26 protein-coding genes and 7 pseudogenes are annotated in these 17918 nt (G+C 41.0%); 4 read left to right on the forward strand and 29 right to left on the reverse strand.

Annotation, left to right across the window (positions count from 1 at the left end; all coding sequences use genetic code 11):
- The 15 genes and pseudogenes from AACR09_RS24650 to AACR09_RS20755 form a co-directional block, all read right to left on the reverse strand.
- Nucleotides 1-67, reverse strand: a pseudogene (locus tag AACR09_RS24650) (DUF6434 domain-containing protein); the annotation flags it as partial.
- Nucleotides 68-101: 34 nt separating this feature from the next.
- The gene (locus tag AACR09_RS20690; protein ID WP_004733816.1) at nt 102-434 is read right to left on the reverse strand and encodes a YnfA family protein; all 333 of its coding nucleotides are present in this window, start codon (nt 432-434) and stop codon (nt 102-104) included.
- 71 nt (nt 435-505) lie between these two features.
- The gene (locus AACR09_RS20695) at nt 506-802 is read right to left on the reverse strand and encodes a hypothetical protein (RefSeq protein ID WP_102488035.1); all 297 of its coding nucleotides are present in this window, start codon (nt 800-802) and stop codon (nt 506-508) included.
- A 104-nt stretch (nt 803-906) separates the two neighbouring features.
- Complete coding sequence (locus AACR09_RS20700) at nt 907-1356, reverse strand: DUF3291 domain-containing protein (protein WP_017080506.1); 450 nt, start codon at nt 1354-1356, stop codon at nt 907-909.
- 44 nt (nt 1357-1400) lie between these two features.
- Nucleotides 1401-1859: a GNAT family N-acetyltransferase gene (locus AACR09_RS20705; protein ID WP_193835616.1), complete on the reverse strand. Its 459-nt coding sequence runs from the start codon at nt 1857-1859 to the stop codon at nt 1401-1403.
- 176 nt (nt 1860-2035) lie between these two features.
- Nucleotides 2036-2551 carry a GNAT family N-acetyltransferase gene (locus tag AACR09_RS20710; RefSeq protein WP_193835617.1) on the reverse strand — a complete coding sequence of 172 codons (516 nt, stop codon included), beginning with the start codon at nt 2549-2551 and terminating at the stop codon, nt 2036-2038.
- Between the two features lie 73 nt (nt 2552-2624).
- Nucleotides 2625-2906 carry a hypothetical protein gene (locus AACR09_RS20715; protein ID WP_050645148.1) on the reverse strand — a complete coding sequence of 94 codons (282 nt, stop codon included), beginning with the start codon at nt 2904-2906 and terminating at the stop codon, nt 2625-2627.
- 194 nt (nt 2907-3100) lie between these two features.
- Nucleotides 3101-3505, reverse strand: a complete 405-nt coding sequence (locus AACR09_RS20720) for a DUF1801 domain-containing protein (RefSeq protein ID WP_193835618.1) — start codon at nt 3503-3505, stop codon at nt 3101-3103.
- Between the two features lie 104 nt (nt 3506-3609).
- Nucleotides 3610-4074 (reverse strand): hypothetical protein, encoded by a 465-nt coding sequence (locus AACR09_RS20725; protein ID WP_193835619.1) that lies wholly within the window; start codon nt 4072-4074, stop codon nt 3610-3612.
- A 14-nt stretch (nt 4075-4088) separates the two neighbouring features.
- Nucleotides 4089-4510, reverse strand: a pseudogene (locus AACR09_RS20730) (hypothetical protein).
- 208 nt (nt 4511-4718) lie between these two features.
- A pseudogene (locus AACR09_RS20735) lies at nt 4719-5200 on the reverse strand (AAA family ATPase).
- 112 nt (nt 5201-5312) lie between these two features.
- Nucleotides 5313-5858 carry a GNAT family N-acetyltransferase gene (locus tag AACR09_RS20740; protein WP_076647063.1) on the reverse strand — a complete coding sequence of 182 codons (546 nt, stop codon included), beginning with the start codon at nt 5856-5858 and terminating at the stop codon, nt 5313-5315.
- Complete coding sequence (locus AACR09_RS20745) at nt 5855-6052, reverse strand: hypothetical protein (RefSeq protein ID WP_017077822.1); 198 nt, start codon at nt 6050-6052, stop codon at nt 5855-5857. The genes AACR09_RS20740 and AACR09_RS20745 overlap by 4 nt, the downstream gene beginning before the upstream one ends.
- 133 nt (nt 6053-6185) lie before the next feature.
- On the reverse strand, nt 6186-6740 hold the full coding sequence (locus tag AACR09_RS20750) for a GNAT family N-acetyltransferase (RefSeq protein ID WP_017083630.1): 555 nt from the start codon (nt 6738-6740) through the stop codon (nt 6186-6188).
- Nucleotides 6741-6873: 133 nt separating this feature from the next.
- Nucleotides 6874-7257 (reverse strand): nuclear transport factor 2 family protein, encoded by a 384-nt coding sequence (locus tag AACR09_RS20755; protein ID WP_102488030.1) that lies wholly within the window; start codon nt 7255-7257, stop codon nt 6874-6876.
- Nucleotides 7258-7413: 156 nt separating this feature from the next.
- Here AACR09_RS20755 and AACR09_RS20760 point away from each other — a divergent pair.
- Both AACR09_RS20760 and AACR09_RS20765 read left to right on the forward strand, forming a co-directional pair.
- Nucleotides 7414-7566 (forward strand): annotated as a pseudogene (locus AACR09_RS20760) (IS110 family transposase); the annotation flags it as partial.
- Nucleotides 7555-7798 (forward strand): annotated as a pseudogene (locus AACR09_RS20765) (IS110 family transposase); the annotation flags it as partial. The pseudogenes AACR09_RS20760 and AACR09_RS20765, both read left to right, overlap by 12 nt.
- Nucleotides 7799-7832: 34 nt before the next feature.
- On the opposite strand, the gene AACR09_RS20770 reads toward AACR09_RS20765, so the two are convergent.
- The 10 genes from AACR09_RS20770 to AACR09_RS20815 all read right to left on the reverse strand — a co-directional run bounded on the left by AACR09_RS20770 (nt 7833) and on the right by AACR09_RS20815 (nt 13793).
- Nucleotides 7833-8249, reverse strand: coding sequence for a GFA family protein (locus tag AACR09_RS20770; protein WP_017083687.1), 417 nt, complete (start codon nt 8247-8249; stop codon nt 7833-7835).
- Nucleotides 8250-8381: 132 nt separating this feature from the next.
- Nucleotides 8382-9194 carry a class I SAM-dependent methyltransferase gene (locus tag AACR09_RS20775; RefSeq protein WP_017083686.1) on the reverse strand — a complete coding sequence of 271 codons (813 nt, stop codon included), beginning with the start codon at nt 9192-9194 and terminating at the stop codon, nt 8382-8384.
- A 132-nt stretch (nt 9195-9326) separates the two neighbouring features.
- Nucleotides 9327-9728, reverse strand: coding sequence for a hypothetical protein (locus tag AACR09_RS20780; protein ID WP_017083685.1), 402 nt, complete (start codon nt 9726-9728; stop codon nt 9327-9329).
- Nucleotides 9729-9877: 149 nt separating this feature from the next.
- On the reverse strand, nt 9878-10216 hold the full coding sequence (locus AACR09_RS20785; RefSeq protein ID WP_017083684.1) for a hypothetical protein: 339 nt from the start codon (nt 10214-10216) through the stop codon (nt 9878-9880).
- Between the two features lie 152 nt (nt 10217-10368).
- On the reverse strand, nt 10369-10716 hold the full coding sequence (locus AACR09_RS20790) for an SH3 domain-containing protein (protein ID WP_102441525.1): 348 nt from the start codon (nt 10714-10716) through the stop codon (nt 10369-10371).
- 116 nt (nt 10717-10832) lie between these two features.
- Nucleotides 10833-11477, reverse strand: coding sequence for an HAD-IA family hydrolase (locus AACR09_RS20795; protein WP_029224561.1), 645 nt, complete (start codon nt 11475-11477; stop codon nt 10833-10835).
- Between the two features lie 78 nt (nt 11478-11555).
- Nucleotides 11556-11927 carry an acyl carrier protein gene (locus AACR09_RS20800; protein WP_017083681.1) on the reverse strand — a complete coding sequence of 124 codons (372 nt, stop codon included), beginning with the start codon at nt 11925-11927 and terminating at the stop codon, nt 11556-11558.
- Between the two features lie 192 nt (nt 11928-12119).
- Nucleotides 12120-12461 (reverse strand): hypothetical protein, encoded by a 342-nt coding sequence (locus AACR09_RS20805; protein ID WP_029224560.1) that lies wholly within the window; start codon nt 12459-12461, stop codon nt 12120-12122.
- A gap of 156 nt (nt 12462-12617) precedes the next feature.
- Nucleotides 12618-13043, reverse strand: coding sequence for a hypothetical protein (locus tag AACR09_RS20810; RefSeq protein ID WP_193835620.1), 426 nt, complete (start codon nt 13041-13043; stop codon nt 12618-12620).
- A gap of 114 nt (nt 13044-13157) precedes the next feature.
- Nucleotides 13158-13793, reverse strand: a complete 636-nt coding sequence (locus AACR09_RS20815; RefSeq protein WP_228010795.1) for a hypothetical protein — start codon at nt 13791-13793, stop codon at nt 13158-13160.
- Between the two features lie 96 nt (nt 13794-13889).
- Here AACR09_RS20815 and AACR09_RS24655 point away from each other — a divergent pair.
- Together AACR09_RS24655 and AACR09_RS20820 are read left to right on the forward strand one after the other, a co-directional pair.
- Nucleotides 13890-14042 (forward strand): annotated as a pseudogene (locus AACR09_RS24655) (IS110 family transposase); the annotation flags it as partial.
- A pseudogene (locus AACR09_RS20820) lies at nt 14031-14306 on the forward strand (transposase); the annotation flags it as partial. The pseudogenes AACR09_RS24655 and AACR09_RS20820, both read left to right, overlap by 12 nt.
- A 42-nt stretch (nt 14307-14348) precedes the next feature.
- Here the strand turns inward: AACR09_RS20820 and AACR09_RS20825 are convergent.
- The 4 genes from AACR09_RS20825 to AACR09_RS20840 all read right to left on the reverse strand — a co-directional run bounded on the left by AACR09_RS20825 (nt 14349) and on the right by AACR09_RS20840 (nt 17887).
- The gene (locus AACR09_RS20825; RefSeq protein WP_193835621.1) at nt 14349-15476 is read right to left on the reverse strand and encodes a DUF3800 domain-containing protein; all 1128 of its coding nucleotides are present in this window, start codon (nt 15474-15476) and stop codon (nt 14349-14351) included.
- Nucleotides 15477-15800: 324 nt separating this feature from the next.
- Complete coding sequence (gene artM / locus AACR09_RS20830; RefSeq protein ID WP_061026092.1) at nt 15801-16469, reverse strand: arginine ABC transporter permease ArtM; 669 nt, start codon at nt 16467-16469, stop codon at nt 15801-15803.
- Nucleotides 16466-17152 (reverse strand): arginine ABC transporter permease ArtQ, encoded by a 687-nt coding sequence (gene artQ, locus AACR09_RS20835; RefSeq protein WP_017083621.1) that lies wholly within the window; start codon nt 17150-17152, stop codon nt 16466-16468. Before artQ ends, artM begins: the two co-directional genes overlap by 4 nt.
- 3 nt (nt 17153-17155) lie before the next feature.
- Nucleotides 17156-17887, reverse strand: a complete 732-nt coding sequence (locus AACR09_RS20840) for a lysine/arginine/ornithine ABC transporter substrate-binding protein (protein WP_004733839.1) — start codon at nt 17885-17887, stop codon at nt 17156-17158.
- Nucleotides 17888-17918: the final 31 nt, after the last annotated feature.

A 17918-nucleotide genomic window follows, 5' to 3' on the forward strand; every position in this document is an offset into this window, starting at 1 on the left:
TTTTGTAGCTGTCCGTTATGACGGTACTGTCATCAATCTGATTCTTGTGCCAATCAACCTTTTCCATGATTTATTCTCTTCCTGTCATCTCAATGCATGCACTACGCGTTTCGAGGGCCAAACATAATAATCGCCATACCGAGTAGTGCAACTGAGCCACCTACCAGATCCCACGTTGTCGGCTTCTCGCCATCAACAAGCCACAGCCATATTAGGGCAACAGAAATATACACACCGCCATAGGCTGCATAAACACGCCCTGTCGCGGTAGGATGAAGCGTCAATAACCAAGCAAATAACGCCAGGCTTATCGCAGCAGGAATCAATAACCAAATACTCTTATCTTCTCTCAACCAAAGATAAGGTAGATAACACCCTACTATCTCGGCGACCGCCGTAAGTACAAAAAGACCGACCGTTTTAAATTCAATCACAACTTACCTTTATCTGTTTAAATGCAGAATACCCTCTGGCGTCTAGGGCCGACAAACGCAATAACCAGTGACTAGGAATTAGACGCTTCGTTGCTGTCTGTATCTACGGTTTTGATCAGAGGACCAGCACACTCGACAAAATCACCGATATCGAAAGTATCTGGCGCATCGGCTCCGCCCGTCACACCAAAACTGCCTTTCACCGTTGGATCCTTCTCAGTCTTATCTACGTCTAAAATGATCTCTACTTTATACGTGTGACCATCAGGAAGGAGTTTGGCACACTCTTCCAGTGTTGAAGCGCTAGCACTCATGCTGAAACCGAATAAACACACCGCAAGTACACTACTTTTCATTTTCAACATCATAAAACCTCTCGAAGACTATAGAAACATCATACCAATAATCGACTCATCTTCACGGGAATTGCCATAAAACGTCTAAAAAACATAACCTTGGTTATCTATGAACGCTATTTTGGCGCTTCTGACTCTGTAAAGTTGGTTTTAAAAGTGAAGGCATACGGCGTATCACCGATTTCTCTGAGGTGTTCAAGTCGCTCTATCGCTTCTTCGAGTGTGGGAATATGGTCTTCTTCAATCCACCAAAGCACATAAGTATCTTCAGGTAAACGATGAAACCAGTCCCCCTTTCGACGCATAAAATCACGGTGATGTGTGCGGAACATGAAGTTCTTTAACGAATCCACAGAGTCCCATACCGACATGTTCACAATCATATTAGGATCATCGAAAGCTTGGATATTGGTGGCGTCACCAGATTCATCTTTCAGACGCCAAACAAACCCTTCACTGCTTTCTGCGATTCCATTAACCAACTCTAAGTTATCGACAAACTCTTTGATTTCTGGCGCATCTAACGGGTATTTCGCCAGAGCAATATTCAACTGAGCTAATTTCATAACGTTTCTTCCTTGATAAATTATGAGTAATAAGCGACGTTTTGTTAGGCGTTCTTACTCAAGTAAACCCTAACAAATCCAAACTCTTCGTCGGTTTCTTCTCTATCAATCGACCAACCATTTTTCAGATAAAACTGAATCGCTTGATCATTACCTTTGAATGTTTCAAGACGATAATGTTGATGGCCCAATGTGCTCATCTCGTTCTCAACATGCTTGAGAAGAGTCGCACCAAAGCCTGAACGTTGAATTTTCGGGGAAACCATTAAGATATGTACGAAGTCATTTTCATACGCACAATAACCTTGAATCTGATTATTTGATTCAAGCACGACACAATTTGAGAGTTGTTTCTCAACTTCTTTATCAGACTCACCACTGTTGATGAACCAATCCACGCCTTCGTCGCCCAAAAACGAACGGTAACAAGCATTGATTGTGTCTCTCGCTAGCTCTTGGATTGACGCTAAATCAGATGCTTGGGCTTTTCTAATATTTTCCATATAACCTTCTTGTTTTCGCGAATAACGCTTCACTCAATAGTGGGCAGCGCGACTACTTTACCTAAAATATGGTGCCGTAAACACTAAAGTTGAAGCAAACTGGTGAACTTAACATTGGGGATGAATGTAAACGCAGATATGGCTTGAGTTAGGGATTAGAAATTAAGAATTTAGAGTTAAGAGTTAAAACGAGAAAGCTTATATTTATAGAAAACCACGGGACTTTCATCAGAGGCTTGCTCAACAAATCCGAGCTTCTTAAGTAAGTTGGCAGAGGCTATGTTTGAACGATCGACACCGCCAATCAGTGTTGACCATGACTCCGTTTTAGCGACTTCTGTGATGAAACTCTTCAGTAACTCACTCGCTAAACCTTTGCCCCAGAACTCTTCTGCAAGCAAGTAGCCAATATGAGCATCACTTTCCTCTTCCACATAAGCAAACAGAAAACCAATCAATTGATTATCGTTGTATTTCACTTGAAGTAAGCGGCTCTCCGACAACATTCGATCGAGCCAAATTTCAGCCAGTTCACGTGACACAATACCGTGAAAGTATGGTGGAAGGTTTTCAACAACTGATGGGGTTAGAATGCCAGGCACTCGCTCAAGCAGAGTCGAACGTTCAAGCACAGTAAGTTCACCTGCAACTTCTTCTACTTTTAGTCTTTCAGTTTCAAACGAGATCGCCATGTGTCCTGCCTAATTCGATAAAAATGTGGATTATACACCTGAGTTCTCGTATTGGCTTCGTTTCCAAAGCAAACTAAAGAGCAGCCACGCCTTCAACTTCAATCACAGTGTTCACATTAGCGCGTTCGATTATCTTGAGTAACGTCGTTTGGATTAGTTCATTATCTCGGATTTCGGTTTCACAAGAAAAACGCTCTTCTTGGACACCATCGCCCTCACCCAGCATAAATTGAACTACGACTTCCGTTGCGAGATCTTTGGTCGTCCCGTAATACGCTAACGTGATTTTGGGGTATCCGTGGTCGCCTTTTTTAACCTGCTTTGCGATGCGTTTCTTGGCTTTATCTAAATTCATACAACTTCCTTTTAAGTCTGAAATACAAGGTGACTAGAACACCTTTTTAAACGGTAAGCAATACAATCAGCGTTGGTTATAGAGATTCCCTAGCCTCTTGATACTAATCAAGATGGTACAGTCTTAGCACTTTAAAGAGTGATAGCTAGAACACAGAAAACCGGTTTAAGAAATATAATGACAACACATAAGAATTACGCGCCAAGAAGCGGTAGATGTTTTCGTTGTTGATAAGTTAAGGCTAGCTCTAAGCACTGCTTAATAAGTGCCCTAGGAAGTGGTTCAGTTAGGTTCAAGACGATTGCCCGATTACCTTGAAATACCAATGTGCCATCGTGCAATTCTCTGAATGTGTCGACTAGCTTCGTTTGACAGTTAAAGAGCAAGTAATAGTTGTTTGGTGACTTCAATTTCCAGTCGATTCGAATTGGGCTGCCCGTCTTAACGCTGTAACTCGGCTCGCCCCATTTCAGAGACTCTTCGACTTCACCTAGTTCCAAATCAGAGCAAAGCTCAAAGATTAATGAACGCAACTCTTCAAGCCGAGCTCGAACATCATCGGGATACTCGTCGAAATGTGTTTTGATTGCTTGGTCCATTGAACCTCCGATCCACTTGTTGAGATATTAAAATGCAGCTCACTTAAAGCATACAGCCTTAAAAATTAGTCCAACTCAAAACGAAAAGTGCCAAGCCTCGTAAATCACTTTTGAGTTATCTGTTCGTTAGCGGTTTGCAAGGCCAACTTTAAACCGTCCGTATCCTTACAACCAATGTAAACATGCTTTCCATTACTTAAGCTTAACTTCAGCGCTGAACCTATCGATGCATTATACAACCAGCCATCGCTCAGCATTCGGATGCCAATACCTTGATACCATTTACTTTGATAGAACGATGTCTCGGTAATGCCTGACACTTCTACATTCTTACGCCAAAAACCAAAGCCGAAATACCAGCTTAGTACATTGTCTTTGACCTCAATGGTCATAGAGAAAAAGAGCAAAGCAATTAAACCATTGATGGCGTGAGCGATTAATGCCCCAGGGTTACTATCAGAGGTAACGACAATGAAAGCACTTATCGCAACGAGGATAAGCAGCAATCCCTTGTTGAATTCCTTACTATAAAACACAGCGACAACTCCTATAGACAACGAACAACCCATTAACTAGCCAACAGCTATCTTACTGCGGCCTTTCTAAATAATCGTAGCAAGTAATGCAGGCATACTCCCACAACCAAACCAAGTAGCATCGCCTTGATACTACCAACCCAAAGTATCAAGCCAGAATAACCTTGTCCCGGACCTAAGCCTTGTTTATTAATCACATCGACGAACATAAATCCGTTCCACAGCACATGCAGTGAGGCTGTAAATCCATGCACACAAATTGCGACGGTTCCAAGTAACTTGTACCTGTTAATGACTGGTGCGCCACAAAAAATGACAACAAGCGCAAAGGTAAAAATCAGAGGGCCAGACAGTACTAAAGTGAGTGTGATTACTTCAACGTGGCTCTCTATGCCATAACTGTATGTACAAAATACCATGTCATTGAAAACAAAAGCGAAATGAGTGCGAACCATAGTGTTCTATTCATTGGGGTTCCCTGCCTTAATAGTGGGTTTAGGACAAATTCGATAATCGACAGGAAGAACTAATTACCAAAAATACGGCATGAGAAATGCCCTTGTTACACGACTATTCGATGGACGACTCAGACTTTCATAAACCCAATGTAACGGAAGACTTAGAACACAAACTAGATAACAAAAAATACCACTCACCTTCGCACCTGACTGCATACCTTATTGAGCGCCCTGTTGAACCAAAACAACATTTTCGTTTGAAGTGGGAACCTCAAACCAAGACCAAAACAGATCTAACATTTCAGGTGTCATTTCATAAGACTTACCCTTGAGATCCGAGTTACGGTTAAATGCTCTCTCCTTACAAGTCTCAAACGGAACATCAAGATAGTGAACTTCGCTGTCCACACCTAGGTTTGATGCCCAGCTTGTAAAAGAATCCCGATCAGACTCACGCCAAAAACCAAAGTCAAAAATTACCGGAACACCCAAAGAAAAGAGCTGCATTGCAGAGTCCTTGAATAAACCTTGAAGCGTAGCCAGCCGGCTATCAAAAACTTCACGATCCATATGTTCGCCATACAAAGGAATCATCCACTCATCAATGAGAAACGAAAGGCGCCATGCTTTTCTGCAATCGCTTTAGAGTAAGTCGTTTTACCCGAGCCAATAAAGCCACATACGAAATAGATTTTAATCATGATTCCTCTTTAGCTCATAGGTAGAGTTGCCGTGTAAAAGCGCTGACACCAAGCTTAAGCACTAACATAAGCTTAGGATGCCAAGTGTCATAATTCATTCTTCAAAGCGTTCTTACCCGGAATTTCTTGTGCATAGTGTCATCATTGTTTCAGACACAAACTGTCCTTCTATAAGGTAACAATCTGTGACTTCTCCAATCACTTCGAAACCACATTTCAAATACAAATTTTTTGCAGGAAGATTATTCGAGAGAACATTGAGATCTAACCAATCGACACTTGGGCTTTCGTTACAAAACTCAGTCACGCACTTAATCAGTTCTACACCCAACCCTTGCTTTCTTAGACTTGAATCAACACCCATGCCGAGAAGCACACGATGAAACTTATACTCTTCACCGTAATGACGTAGGTCTATATGACCAAACACTCGTTCCTTAGAGTCTTTGATTACCCAGAGCTTTCTCCAGCCATGTTCACCAAGGCTTGCCTCAAAACCATTTCGAAACTTGTCTTTAAATTGTTCTGAAACTACACAATTCTCTTTAGAGATCGGTTGGAAAAGTGGAGAGTTATCATCCGCATTCTCAAGAAGCTGTGCTCCTATGTATTCGAAAAAGGATTCTAAATCCGACAGAACGGCTTCCGATATTCTCATGTAATCTCCTTCTTGCGCATGATTCTTTCTTTTAGAAGTGTACCAATACTGCTAACGACAAACGTAAAAGCAAACGCCACAAGTGGCTGATAGAAATCAAACGCACCATCCGTCATAAAAAAGTACTGATGAATGGAAACACCAAAACCAACACCTAATGCCAGCTTCAGATTCTTGAAAATGCCTTGTTTCATGTTCATTCCCTCGTAGAAAGCAACACTATGTATAGGTGTGAGTGAGGTTATGGCCGAACCCTCTGTGACATAAACGCTTTAAAGCCAAGTAAGTCGAAACTGCAAAGCGTTGGGAATTCATATTGAGCGCTTGTTAGGCAAATTTCGTTTCGCGCGCCATTTCCTGAAAAGTTTGCCCATTGAGAACGAAGTCTTTTGTATATTTAAAGCCTGCTTTATTGGTATGAGCAGCAAAAGAACGAGCATTGTCTTTATGCACGTACGTGTAAACGTAAGAAAATTTAGAACTTCTTACTTCACAACTAAACCGAAACAACTTCTCAAACACACCTTGACCACGACAAGCCTTACCCACACAGACAGGTCCCCAAAAGTATGAATTAGAAGAGCTTAGTTGGGTACTCCCAACTACCACTGAACCAAGCTTGTTCGCCACAGAAATGAGTCCTTCTGAACATTCCCAGAACTTCCATGAAGCACAAGCAGCCATCGCTACTATCGTATTGTTAAGTTCAGCAACATATATAGCCTGCTCTTGCTCGATAACTTGAGTTAGAAGTACTTCGTCCATCACTGTATTTAAGAAACCATCGCATTTATCAGATTCATCCAAGTTAGATACATGACAAGATTTCTGTAGTTCTACGATTTGACTGATGTCCTCAAGTTTTGCAGCTCTTATTTCCATGACTTCCTCTGTTGAATATTTCTTCTTTTTACCTAACGCTAAGTTAAGCCGCCACAACGCTGATGGCACTACAATTCGCGAAGCGAGAGTGCCATGCGTTAGAGGTCGGCTTGAACGCCTTGTTATGTGACTATTAAAACATCGAGTTATTATTGGCTGACTCTTTCGGGACCACTTGAATTGAATCCCAATGCTCGACTATTTTTCCATTTGAATCGAAACGGAAAAAGTCCATCGTTACGTACTCTTCACCAGCAGGCCATGTTTGCCTTGTATGCAAAGCTACCTGATCACCTTCAGCAATAACTCTCAAAAACTCTATATCCTTTTTTGGATAGTCCCGAGACATTTCTTCAAAGTAATCTATAAAGCCCTGCTTACCATCAGCAACAACTGGATTGTGCTGGATATAATCATCACCAACATACAACTCTACTGCTTTAGCTGGCTCGCCCATGTAAGCAGTTCTATAAAAAGCAATAGCATTCTCTTTGTTTTGTCTAAGTTGATTCGTCATAGCAGCCTCATGAAGGGAAGTTTCACACTAACAATATGAGATATCGAGTGCTTTCGCCAGCGATGGATTAACGCTTGTCACATAACGAATGACATGGGTTCCCCCCTTCCGAGGATCTGCCACACTTATGTGGTACTTAAATGCATCGGAGGCACCATGTCTGATTATTCTTATTTCTGCGGTATCGACTTAGCTAAAAACCACTTCAGTCTTCATGCCTAAGACCAAAATGGTAAGGTCATACTTCATAAGTCGGTAACTCGCTCTAAACTTCTGACTAAAATAGCAAATATGCGTCTCGTTGGTGTAGCTCCAATAACACGCGAAAGTGGGCGCTACAAAGGTAAGCGCAGTGTTATATATGGCGATGATGTCAGCCATGCAATGTAACCCCGAATTCAAAGCAACTTATGCTCGACTTGTAGCTGCCGGAAAGCTTAAGAAAGTCGCAATAATCGCGTGTGTTCGAAAGATGGTTGTGACCCTAAACTCTATGCTGAGAGATGGCGCTATGTGGAATGAAAGTACAGCCAAAAACTAATCATTGACGCCATAGTCGTTTGTTATGCCTATAGTTATACCTTGTCTGCAAAGTAGGCCATGATTTCTTCGGTGGTCATTTCCTTAGTTTCATTGGAAAAGCAATAGTAACCAGGTCGCATGTCACTAAAATATTGCATATCCATTTCCAACCCTTCCAAATTTGGAAACAAGCCCACTGGCATATTGTACTCGCCTGTTTCTTTGAATTTAAAAAATAAGTGGGTTCCACATTTTCTGCAGAAACCTCGTGAAGCCCAAGAAGAAGATTTGTACATCTTTACTTTATCTTCACCTTCCAGTTTCACTTGAGTACCACATTTCAAAGCAAAGAACGGAGCACCACCCCAAGTTCGACATGACTGACAATGGCAAACTGTAAACTTAGGATCGATGATTTTAGCTGTGACTTTGACAGAACCACAAAGGCAATTAGCCTCAGAATAATACATTGAAAGAGCTCCTAGATTGATGAAACATACACGCTGCCCTATTGGTGAGCCACGCAATAACTAAGCCGCTAAAAGGAACCTTAATAACTAAGACCAATGCTCAGTGAAAATGCCAAGCATTGAGAATCGGTTCTAGGCGCTTTTTCCTCTGCATTTTTTTGCAATAACTAAACCATGATTACTGCTACCAAGCAATGAAACCTCGGAGCATGTCGATAAATGATACTTAAACCATGATTGATACTGTTGCTCATTTAGTTGATTAACTTCCTGACCAATAAACCGAACGTACCCATCGGTTGCAATATGATTTTCGATACTAAATCCAGATTCAATTACCAAGCTTTCAATCTCTAAAGGCTTAGCAAAGTATCCCGTTCTAAAAAATGGATCTACATCGGGAGAAGAGACCAAGCCACTTTCATTCAATTCACTTAGAATGTCAGGGGAAACTAAGCTACTGGACATTTTGGCAAGCAAACCCGCCACAAAGAAACGACTGATATACGCTATCGCAACTACACCATTTGGTTTCAATATTCGATTTGCCTCTTTTAAAACTGCTTCTCGGCCTGACTTCGATTGTATGTGATAAAGCGGCCCCAATACTAAAACAACGTCTTGAGTACCGTTTTCAATAAAACTCACGTTAGTTGCATTTGCTTCGTGAACAACCAAGTCTAAATTCTGGGTCTCAGCATTATATTTAAGTTGCTCGACTAATTCTGGAACTAACTCCACTGCTGTCACATCCATACCTTGTCGAACATAATGAAGTGAATAGCGACCAGTAGCCGCACCAAGCTCCGTCAAACGACCTGCTGATTCAAGATAAGACCCCAAAACATTAATTGTTGTATCAAATTCAATACGCGTTATGTTTTGAGAAAGTAGACGCTTCTCTTCGTCAAATTTCGCGTAGTAATCCATATACTCTTCTTGCACGACTCACTCCTATCCAGTTCACACCAAATGAAGTAAATGACAACGTTACCAATACACTCAAACTGCCACCTAAATCACTCAAGCTAAACCGTGTTAAAAATACCAAGTGTTGGTAGTCTACTTAAGCGCTTATTATTCAAATGTTACCTTTAATGCCGCAGCTTGTTGCTCAAATAACCCATTGTCAGATTCAGAGGTAGACTTAGCTACATTTACCCATTGAACTCCTGTATCGTCAATATGACGAAACTCAATTTGTAATGCATATTTTGAACAATGAAGTAGACCAAATCCAAAGCCTACAAAAGTTAAGATAACAACTATGGCTTTAAGCCAAATCGGGGTACTTTCAAGGCTTGGAACTGCTAGCCAAACTGCTCCAGAGAAGACAAATAGCCAAAATATTATTTGCCCCACATTGTCGAGCAAACCGAGTTTTTTAACTCTCACATCATTAATTTTTGATAAAGGGTACGAATCTTTTTTGAAGCTAAACTCTTTTTGGCTTAGTTGAAAATCTGTTTCCTTGTACATTATTTACTCCATTCGTATGACGCTAAATTAAGGTATGAACAACGCTAGCACCTTACTTAGACCATAGTGCAATCGTCATTAAACTTACTGAAATGATGATGCCAAGCGTTGTGAATCACTTTTAAAGTTCTTATATGTGGTCAGTTGACCTATGCGATCACGCAATAAGCTAAAGGGAATAAACTAGCGAGTAAAAAACGACCACCTAACCCCGTACTTTCAAGCTTAGTTACAACAGTATGTTTAGAAGAGTTATTTTCAATCAAACTACTTGCCGCTACACCCGCCACATTACTTGGATCGCTGTAACCTACTTTGTGCCCCGAAAAAGAGAAGATGCTGCCGAGCCCAATAAGCAGGAGCATTGAGTAAAAGGCGTAGTCACTCAAGAACTGGATTGCTAAAGAACCTGTCAACCGTTCGAACAAATAAACAAAACCAAGAGATAAAAAGTTTGACGTAACTACAAATGACATTAACTTGTTCATTATATTTATCTTTTCCTCATTGTTACAAAACGCAAAGCTAAGGTGTGATCAAGGTAATACTGAATCTTGAGTGGACAACCTTAAACACAAACGTAACGCAAAGCTAAAATGCTAAGTGTTAGCTGCTTGCTTTAGCAACTTTCGATATGAATTTATACAGCGCACAGATGATTTAAAGGAGCCCAAGCTAATTCTTCCGAATTACCTAATTTATAACTCCAGATCCAGCCGTTTAATTCATGTTCTTTTACTAGAATGTCACCAACTATCAAACGGTGTTCCTTAGCAAAATAGTCCTCAAGTACGGTTACTTCACTGTTATTTACAGCTAATATGTGTTTTGGAACCCAGCCTTCTTTATTTTCTCCTCGGCAAAAAATCCAATTTGCCCAATCACCTTCTGGGTTGGATTCTTCTACAAACTGCAATTTTTCACCTTTTACGATTCGAATAGGTAATTCTGGATCATCCTTATAATTTTTAACGACGTTGTATTCCATAGCTTATTTCTGCTCCATTTACATAACGTTAAGCTGTGAGTGAACGTGTACCCAAATTGGACCGAAGCGAGAATAGTATGCTTTCACGAATCATACTTAAGCGCCTTGTTAAGTTTTCACCAACATAGTTCATATGAACCGTTTCTGTTTTCAATTACCAGATCTGAAAAGCTATTAACAATTAGATCAGCTAAAGCTAATTCAGATTCTTTATGACTAGTTAATATAGCAACAGTAAAACACCCTGCTTCTTTAGCTGATTTGACACCCGCTGGCGAATCTTCAAAGGCAACACAGCTCATCGCATTTAAACCTAGATTTTCAGCGGCAAGCACAAATGGTTCTGGGTGTGGCTTACCGATGCTAACATCTTCACCACATATCATAATCTCAGGTAACTCAAACCCGGATGCACGTAAACTTGTCTCAGCCACATTTCTTGGACCACTCGTTGCGATTGCCCACGAACACTTAGGTATGGTTTTTACAAAACTCAGTGCTCCATCAATTTCAGTAGCTGATTCCATTGCTTTTATTGCGATTTTTTTAACTACGTTTTCTTCATTCGCATTTGCATATTGAAAACCTACTAATTCTAAAGTTTCGCTAATTTTTCTGCCGTGAACGTGTGGATGTACTATTGAAAACTCAACTCCTTTTTGCAATGCCCACTCTTTCCAAATATTATTTATAACCAGTGTGGTGTTTACAAGAGTTGCATCTACATCAAATATAAAACCATTGCATGAATATCTATTTATCAAACCTATTCCTTAAATGTGCAAATACGAACGTGGAAATGAAACATAACGCCTTTAGGTACTTCCAACAACCAACGCCTAGCCGAGAGAGTTAGCACACGCTGTTTGGACAATCTCTTGAAACTCTCGGACCGTTACCTTGCCTTTAATTTTTGGCTCAAACTCTTCTTCATCGAAATAAACTATCGGGTCGACTACATCTTCGTCTTTAAGATCAACTCCAATAGCCTCTTCCATATTAACAACTACAGTTATGAGATCTAAAACATCAGTATCAAAGTTTTGATCATAAAATGTACCATCAATAGCAATTTCATCCACACGAACATCGAAAGCCTTAGCCATTGCATTTAATACTTTATCGTCTACTGCATCACAGCCATTAGCCCAAACGAAATTTGAATACGTGATTGCTAACACTGAACAGAACACAAGTTGGGGATATTTCATATTTTCCTCTTTGATGCTTAACACCCAATTAAGTAGCTAACAGCCCCGCCAATACGCAGAATTAACAAGGAGAGCTAACACCTTGTTAAGGGGTGAACAACGTAATACCAAAGATGCCGGACACCACCTTAATCACTAAAATGAAGGCTTAGTAAAAATGCCATGCATTGTGAATCACTCTTTAGTAGTCTGTCATGTGCTTGATTGAACCTTATTGATTTTTAGCCAAAACGACTCTTGGCATTGATTAGTAAAGTTCTTTTTCTTGGGCGCTATATTTAAAGCGCTCGGTTGTTCTGTTACTTCATATGAAATCCAACACTCCTCGCAAACTGCGCCCGTTACGCGTCCGGATAATTCACGCTCAGTTAGCTTTTTTATAGCAACGCCATTGTTAAACTTTACGAACAAATCACTGTTTTCCATGAGAATGCCATCTTCTTCGGAAGTCTGTTTGTTTATTACTTTCTCTACTATCGACAGGCCATCAGGCTCATTTTTCATCGCCGATATATATGTGAATAAATTATTCATGACACCTGCCTGTTCGAGACTATCTGGCACATAACGCCTTGCTAAGGTTTGAGCAACGAAACACAAAATTACCACGTGCCATGCGTTGAAAGTTATCATGAAGCAGCTTGCATTTATAATAAGCACTCCAATCGGGTAAGGTGAGACCAAGACTTGCTATACGTTACTTCCAAGCTCAGAATTTGGCCTCAACTTATTGCTAAAAACGAACAGACAACTAACCAAAATGCCTATCTCGAAAAGCTGACATAGAAAAGATGCTGTCTTAAACACCAGACCAGATTCCATCCAGGGCATCGCTATTTCGATTAGCGCAGCGGCAAAAACCAAAGTATACCCAACCCATTGATGCCATTTACCTAACATTGGCGAGAAATGATAGAAAGCTAACAAATAGAGCACCGAAAAAAAAGGCATTATAAACCAAGTGAAATACTCAAGAATTTCAACTAACGAGCGACCACCTTCGCCCAAAGTCGCCATTAGAACCGGGATAATAAAATTGAGTATCATGTAAAGAAACGGATAGATAAGAATACCCAAGGCAAGATACCGAACTGACTTTTTAACTCTAGTTTCCACTTGTACTACCTTCTCAAGTTGGAGTAGCGCATGACGCGAAACGTCTAGCTAACCTGCACAGCACCTTGGCGTATACTTTTGCGAAGCAAAATTGCCAAGCGTGAAGTGTCTGGTTTAGCGTTTTGTTAGGCTTTTATATGTTGAAGTTGGATTAGAACCATACAAAGCAAACCAATATGGAAGTAGCAACCCAAATGCCATTGAGCCACCTACAAACGTCGTTGGAACGCTTTGTAAAACCAGATCCACAACCTTATCGTACTGTTCCGAACTCATTGTTGATTTGCTTAAATATACCTCATAAGAAAAGCAAATTGGTTGATATACAGACATTCTTAGGAACCAACCCAACGCACTAACAGGTAGCAAAAACAACAATGGCTTCGTCCATTTTGTAGGCACTAAAAAATGGATTCCGGAAATCAAAAATAGGAACGCCACATATAAAGTGTTTGCCGATATATTACGAGAATCGAAAGCATAAGATTGACCTTCATACATCATTAGTACTGAAACCCCAAGGACACTAACTAAAAACAGTTTCCCGAACTCTTTTGTAAGCGACAAGCGAAGAAAGCAGTAACCTATGACCAATAGAAACACGGTAAGCCAAATATAAGCATCCCAGTTCATTTCTAGGAATCGAGGGCGCGAAGTTTCGATAAGTATTAGGAACGTATACGCTATTGGCAGATAGAGAATCCCAACGAACCCAAGGCGAAGAAGTGCCCAAGCAATCTGTCGTTTCATTTTGGTGCTTCCTCCTTGAAGCCTAACGAATGACATGGATTCCCCCTACCGAGGATCTGCCACACTTATGTGGTACTTAAATGCATCGGAGGCACCATGTTTGATTATCCTTATTTCTGTGGTAACGACTTAGCTAAAAACCACTTCAGTCTTCATGCCATAGACCAAAATGGTAAGGTCATACTTCATAAGTCGGTAACTTGCTCTAAACTTCTGACTAAAATAGCAAATATGCGTCTCATTGGTGTAGCTCCAATAACACGCGAAAGTGGGCGCTACAAAGGTAAGCGCGTGACCCAAGGCGATCGAGCACAAGAACGCACTGTGTTATCTATAGTAATGATGTCAGCCATGCAATGTAACCCCGTATTCAAAGCAACTTATGCTCGACTTGTAGCTGCCGGAAAGCCTAAGAAAGTCGCAATAATCGCGTGTGTTCGAAAGATGGTTGTGACTCTTAACTCTATGCTGAGAGATGGCGCCATGTGGGATGAAAACACTGCCAAAAATTAATCATTGACGCCATAGTCGTTTGTTAAGCCCCAAGGGTTGGATTTAAGATTTGTCAGCCATTGCTCTCAATCTTCTTTCTTCGTCCATTTGAATTAACTCTGCTCCTTTTTTCAACGCTTCCTCACTCGGTTCTGGTAAATATTCAAACCACTTCCCCCAACGAGCTGCAATAGCATTGATAGAAACTTCGTCAGTTCTACCTCTGTGTAGTTGACCTTTTATGATTGTATACAGCTCTGGAGCTAATTCTTTTTCTTCCATTGCTCGCTTAAAAATCCAAAGGTATAAATCGACTAATTCTAGTCCAATACTTTTTGTACCGGCTGTACAAGAAATAGGTATGTCTGGCATATTGCTCCAATCGAGTTCAGGCAAACCAGGACCACTAACCAATGGAGCGTCTTTACTTTGAGTATAAAAATCCGATAGTTTTTTCTGAGCTGTATTAAATTGTGATTGCTGATCAACCACAATTTTCGATGCTCCCAAACCATTTTTCTTCAAACGTGATGCTATGCCATGCATAACTGATTGAAAACCAATTAAATTAGGTGTTATCTGGAGTAAATCACTTTTGCTTTTAACGTTATAGTAAATTTCATCTGGATTGGATGCTGCCCACGTTAAAGCGTCGCTAAGAACTTGTTGTGAACGTTCATCTGGTAAGCTATGAACACGTGTTAGCAATACCTCACAAATCTCGGTAAGTGATTTATTTGCTTCATCCGTTTTTCGATTAATTCGAGCAGTCCACGCTTTTTTAAGTAAATCATCATCAAATAATGAAGCCAGCTTTAGAAGAAGAACATAGCGCATTGGAGTCCAATATGATGTCCATGGGACAGCAGGATTTAAACCCTGATCAAAAACTTGGTCAAAAAAACTAATTAATGCATGATCAGCTTTTGCTACTCGATATATATCGAATCGAAAATCATACCGCTTTTTAAGCTTTTCAATATCTTTAACTATTGTTACTAACTTCCCATTACCTAGTTCGGCTGCGTGTAACCTCTCAACGCCAAGCTTTTCTCTCAACTTTTTCACATGTGATTCAGCCGCAACATCAAGATTTATTTTACTTGATAAAACGCCATAATATAAAATTGGTTGATTTTCATCGAATAAATTTGGTCCAGTGTGACCACTTTCATCTACATAAAAATACAAAGGAACTCCTTAGTTGAAATTATTTAGGGCTTAACAGTTCTTAGACCGAAAAATTCTGCATTTAAATACCGAACCAGTCTATCTAGTTTCATATGCACAGCAATTTACCACGATTAAAAACAGCATTTCAGTGACTTAAAACATAGATAGACTCATTGAATGACAAAATTCAGAGCATTACTATGCAGTATGAATTTCTCAAACCTCGCCCTACTGCATATAAAAACAGTACCTCTGCGCATACCCCAAAAACAAAAAAGCCTGCCATCTATGCGAACATAAATGGCAGGCTTTATACGTTAGTTAAGCTTGTGAGTGGCTGGCTTACGCGGCTTCGAATGCGAGGGCTTTCTTCTCTACTTGGCGGAAGATCAGCGTTAGTATGCCATTTACTGCTAAGTAGAATGCGCCAGCAATGCCGAACACGGTGAGTGTGTCGTAGGTTTGGCCGTTGATACGCTGAGCGTAGCCCATCAAGTCCATGATGGTGATGGTGCTTGCCAGTGACGTGCCTTTGAAGACTAGAATCACTTCGTTCGAGTAAGCTGGAACGGCGCGGCGTAAAGCGTATGGCAGTAACACTTTAAGCGTTGCGATTTTGTCCATGCCGAGTGCACGACATGCTTCCCACTGCCCTGCTGGAATGGCGTTGAATGCGCCTCTGAACAGTAGCGTGCTGTATGCCGCGGTGTTCAATGCTAATGCTAACATTGCACAGAACCAAGGTTGGCTTAACCAAGTCCATAGGAAGCTTTCACGAATCCAATCGAATTGACCCGGGCCGTAATACACCAAGAAGATTTGAACCAACAATGGTGTGCCAGTGAACAGCGTAATGATGCCACGTGTTAACCAGTGAATCGCCGGTATTCTTAGGATTAGCGTTACCGTCATCAGCAGTGACAAGATACAACCAACCAGCAATGAAGCACCTGTGAGTTGAAGACTGGTCGCTAAGCCTTCAAGCATTTGAGAGAGGTATTGTTGATTCATGCCATTGCCCCTTTGTTACCCAAACCTTGAATAGAGAACTTACCATCAATCACTTTTACCAATCTTTGTGTGATTAAAGTGATGACCAAGTAGATTGCAGCTGCTGTCGCGTACCAAGTAAATGCTTCGTGCGTTGCCGCTGATGTTAATTGTGCTTGTTTCAGCAAATCCGTTACGCCAATCAGTGAGACTAATGCAGTGTCTTTTAGTAACACTAACCATTGGTTGGTTAACCCTGGTAGCGCGTGTCTTACCGCTTGAGGTAAAACTATACGAAAGAATGAACGTGATTGAGAGATACCAAGCGCGCTTGCTGCTTCTCTCTGCCCTTTGCTTACTGCTTTCAAAGCACCACGGATGGTTTGTGAAGCGTAAGAAGCAAAGATAAGTGACAGTGCAACAACACCAGATAAGAACGGGCTCACTTCGATGAAGTCGCCAGTGATCATGAACAGAACTTGTGTCGAACCAAAGTAGATAAACAGTACGACCAGAATTTCTGGTAAACCACGAACAATCGTCACAAATGCAGTCGTTGGCCATTTGATTGCAATACGACGAGACATCTCACCACTTGCAAACAAAACTGCTAGAACCAATCCAACCAATAGACTTACGAACGCAAGCTGAACAGTCATCCAGCTTGCTTCGACGAGCCCTAAAGAGTAACCCGTTAATTCCATAAATTACTTACCGAAGTACTTGTTGAAGATCTTGTCGTATTCGCCGTTCGCTTTCACTGCTGCAAGTGCAACGTTGAGCTGGTCTACAAGTTCTTGATTGCTCTTGTTTACTGCGATACCAAAGCCGTTACCGAAGTACTCTTGGTTTGTTACTTGGTCGCCAACGTACGTTAGGTTGTCTTCTTTCTTGAACCATTCTGCTACAACGGCTGTGTCACCGAATACAGAATCGATACGACCGTTCTTCATGTCGATGAATGCATCTTGGTAGCTTGAGTAAGGTACCGCTGTTACGCCAGTCATTTGCTCAAGTAGAAAGCTCTGGTGAGTAGAACCGTTTTGAACACCAACACGCTTACCTTCTAGTGCTGCTTGGTCTGCGACTTTGCCTTCGAAAGAGATGAATGCTGCAGAGTTGTCGTAGTATGCGTTAGAGAAGTTCACTTGTTTAAGACGCGCTTCAGTGATGTCCATTGCCGAGATAGCTGCATCGTAACGTTTGAATTTAAGTGCAGGGATCAAGCTATCGAATGCTTGGTTGTGGAAAGTACACGTTGCTTTCAGCTCTTCACAAAGTGCGTTTGCTAAGTCTACGTCAAAACCTTGAATTTGGTTGTTCTCATCCATGTATTCGAATGGTGCGTAAGTTGCTTCCATTGCGAATTTGATTTCTTCTTGCGCCGCTGCGTTGAAAGAAGCAAGGCCGATAAGTGAAGCTAGTAGAATCTTTTTCATTTTGTTACTCCGAATACTGTTTGATAGCGGC

The sequence above is a fragment of the Vibrio sp. OPT20 genome (genome assembly GCF_963889365.1).
In the GTDB taxonomy this organism is placed as follows: Bacteria; Pseudomonadota; Gammaproteobacteria; order Enterobacterales; family Vibrionaceae; genus Vibrio; species Vibrio splendidus.

What these genes read in the sequence shown, in the direction of transcription:
- artM (WP_061026092.1), bottom strand. Translation starts at nt 16,469, where the DNA reads ATGAATCAACAATACCTCTCTCAAATGCTTGAAGGCTTAGCGACCAGT.
- AACR09_RS20710 (WP_193835617.1), bottom strand. Translation starts at nt 2,551, where the DNA reads ATGGCGATCTCGTTTGAAACTGAAAGACTAAAAGTAGAAGAAGTTGCA.
- AACR09_RS20780 (WP_017083685.1), bottom strand. Translation starts at nt 9,728, where the DNA reads ATGTACAAGGAAACAGATTTTCAACTAAGCCAAAAAGAGTTTAGCTTC.
- AACR09_RS20720 (WP_193835618.1), bottom strand. Translation starts at nt 3,505, where the DNA reads ATGGACCAAGCAATCAAAACACATTTCGACGAGTATCCCGATGATGTT.
- AACR09_RS20755 (WP_102488030.1), bottom strand. Translation starts at nt 7,257, where the DNA reads ATGACGAATCAACTTAGACAAAACAAAGAGAATGCTATTGCTTTTTAT.
- AACR09_RS20770 (WP_017083687.1), bottom strand. Translation starts at nt 8,249, where the DNA reads ATGTATTATTCTGAGGCTAATTGCCTTTGTGGTTCTGTCAAAGTCACA.
- AACR09_RS20705 (WP_193835616.1), bottom strand. Translation starts at nt 1,859, where the DNA reads ATGGAAAATATTAGAAAAGCCCAAGCATCTGATTTAGCGTCAATCCAA.
- AACR09_RS20750 (WP_017083630.1), bottom strand. Translation starts at nt 6,740, where the DNA reads ATGGAAATAAGAGCTGCAAAACTTGAGGACATCAGTCAAATCGTAGAA.
- AACR09_RS20805 (WP_029224560.1), bottom strand. Translation starts at nt 12,461, where the DNA reads ATGAATAATTTATTCACATATATATCGGCGATGAAAAATGAGCCTGAT.
- AACR09_RS20815 (WP_228010795.1), bottom strand. Translation starts at nt 13,793, where the DNA reads ATGAAACGACAGATTGCTTGGGCACTTCTTCGCCTTGGGTTCGTTGGG.
- AACR09_RS20790 (WP_102441525.1), bottom strand. Translation starts at nt 10,716, where the DNA reads ATGGAATACAACGTCGTTAAAAATTATAAGGATGATCCAGAATTACCT.
- AACR09_RS20800 (WP_017083681.1), bottom strand. Translation starts at nt 11,927, where the DNA reads ATGAAATATCCCCAACTTGTGTTCTGTTCAGTGTTAGCAATCACGTAT.
- artQ (WP_017083621.1), bottom strand. Translation starts at nt 17,152, where the DNA reads ATGGAATTAACGGGTTACTCTTTAGGGCTCGTCGAAGCAAGCTGGATG.
- AACR09_RS20725 (WP_193835619.1), bottom strand. Translation starts at nt 4,074, where the DNA reads ATGGGTTGTTCGTTGTCTATAGGAGTTGTCGCTGTGTTTTATAGTAAG.
- AACR09_RS20785 (WP_017083684.1), bottom strand. Translation starts at nt 10,216, where the DNA reads ATGAACAAGTTAATGTCATTTGTAGTTACGTCAAACTTTTTATCTCTT.
- AACR09_RS20745 (WP_017077822.1), bottom strand. Translation starts at nt 6,052, where the DNA reads ATGAAACAAGGCATTTTCAAGAATCTGAAGCTGGCATTAGGTGTTGGT.
- AACR09_RS20695 (WP_102488035.1), bottom strand. Translation starts at nt 802, where the DNA reads ATGATGTTGAAAATGAAAAGTAGTGTACTTGCGGTGTGTTTATTCGGT.
- AACR09_RS20740 (WP_076647063.1), bottom strand. Translation starts at nt 5,858, where the DNA reads ATGAGAATATCGGAAGCCGTTCTGTCGGATTTAGAATCCTTTTTCGAA.
- AACR09_RS20840 (WP_004733839.1), bottom strand. Translation starts at nt 17,887, where the DNA reads ATGAAAAAGATTCTACTAGCTTCACTTATCGGCCTTGCTTCTTTCAAC.
- AACR09_RS20715 (WP_050645148.1), bottom strand. Translation starts at nt 2,906, where the DNA reads ATGAATTTAGATAAAGCCAAGAAACGCATCGCAAAGCAGGTTAAAAAA.
- AACR09_RS20700 (WP_017080506.1), bottom strand. Translation starts at nt 1,356, where the DNA reads ATGAAATTAGCTCAGTTGAATATTGCTCTGGCGAAATACCCGTTAGAT.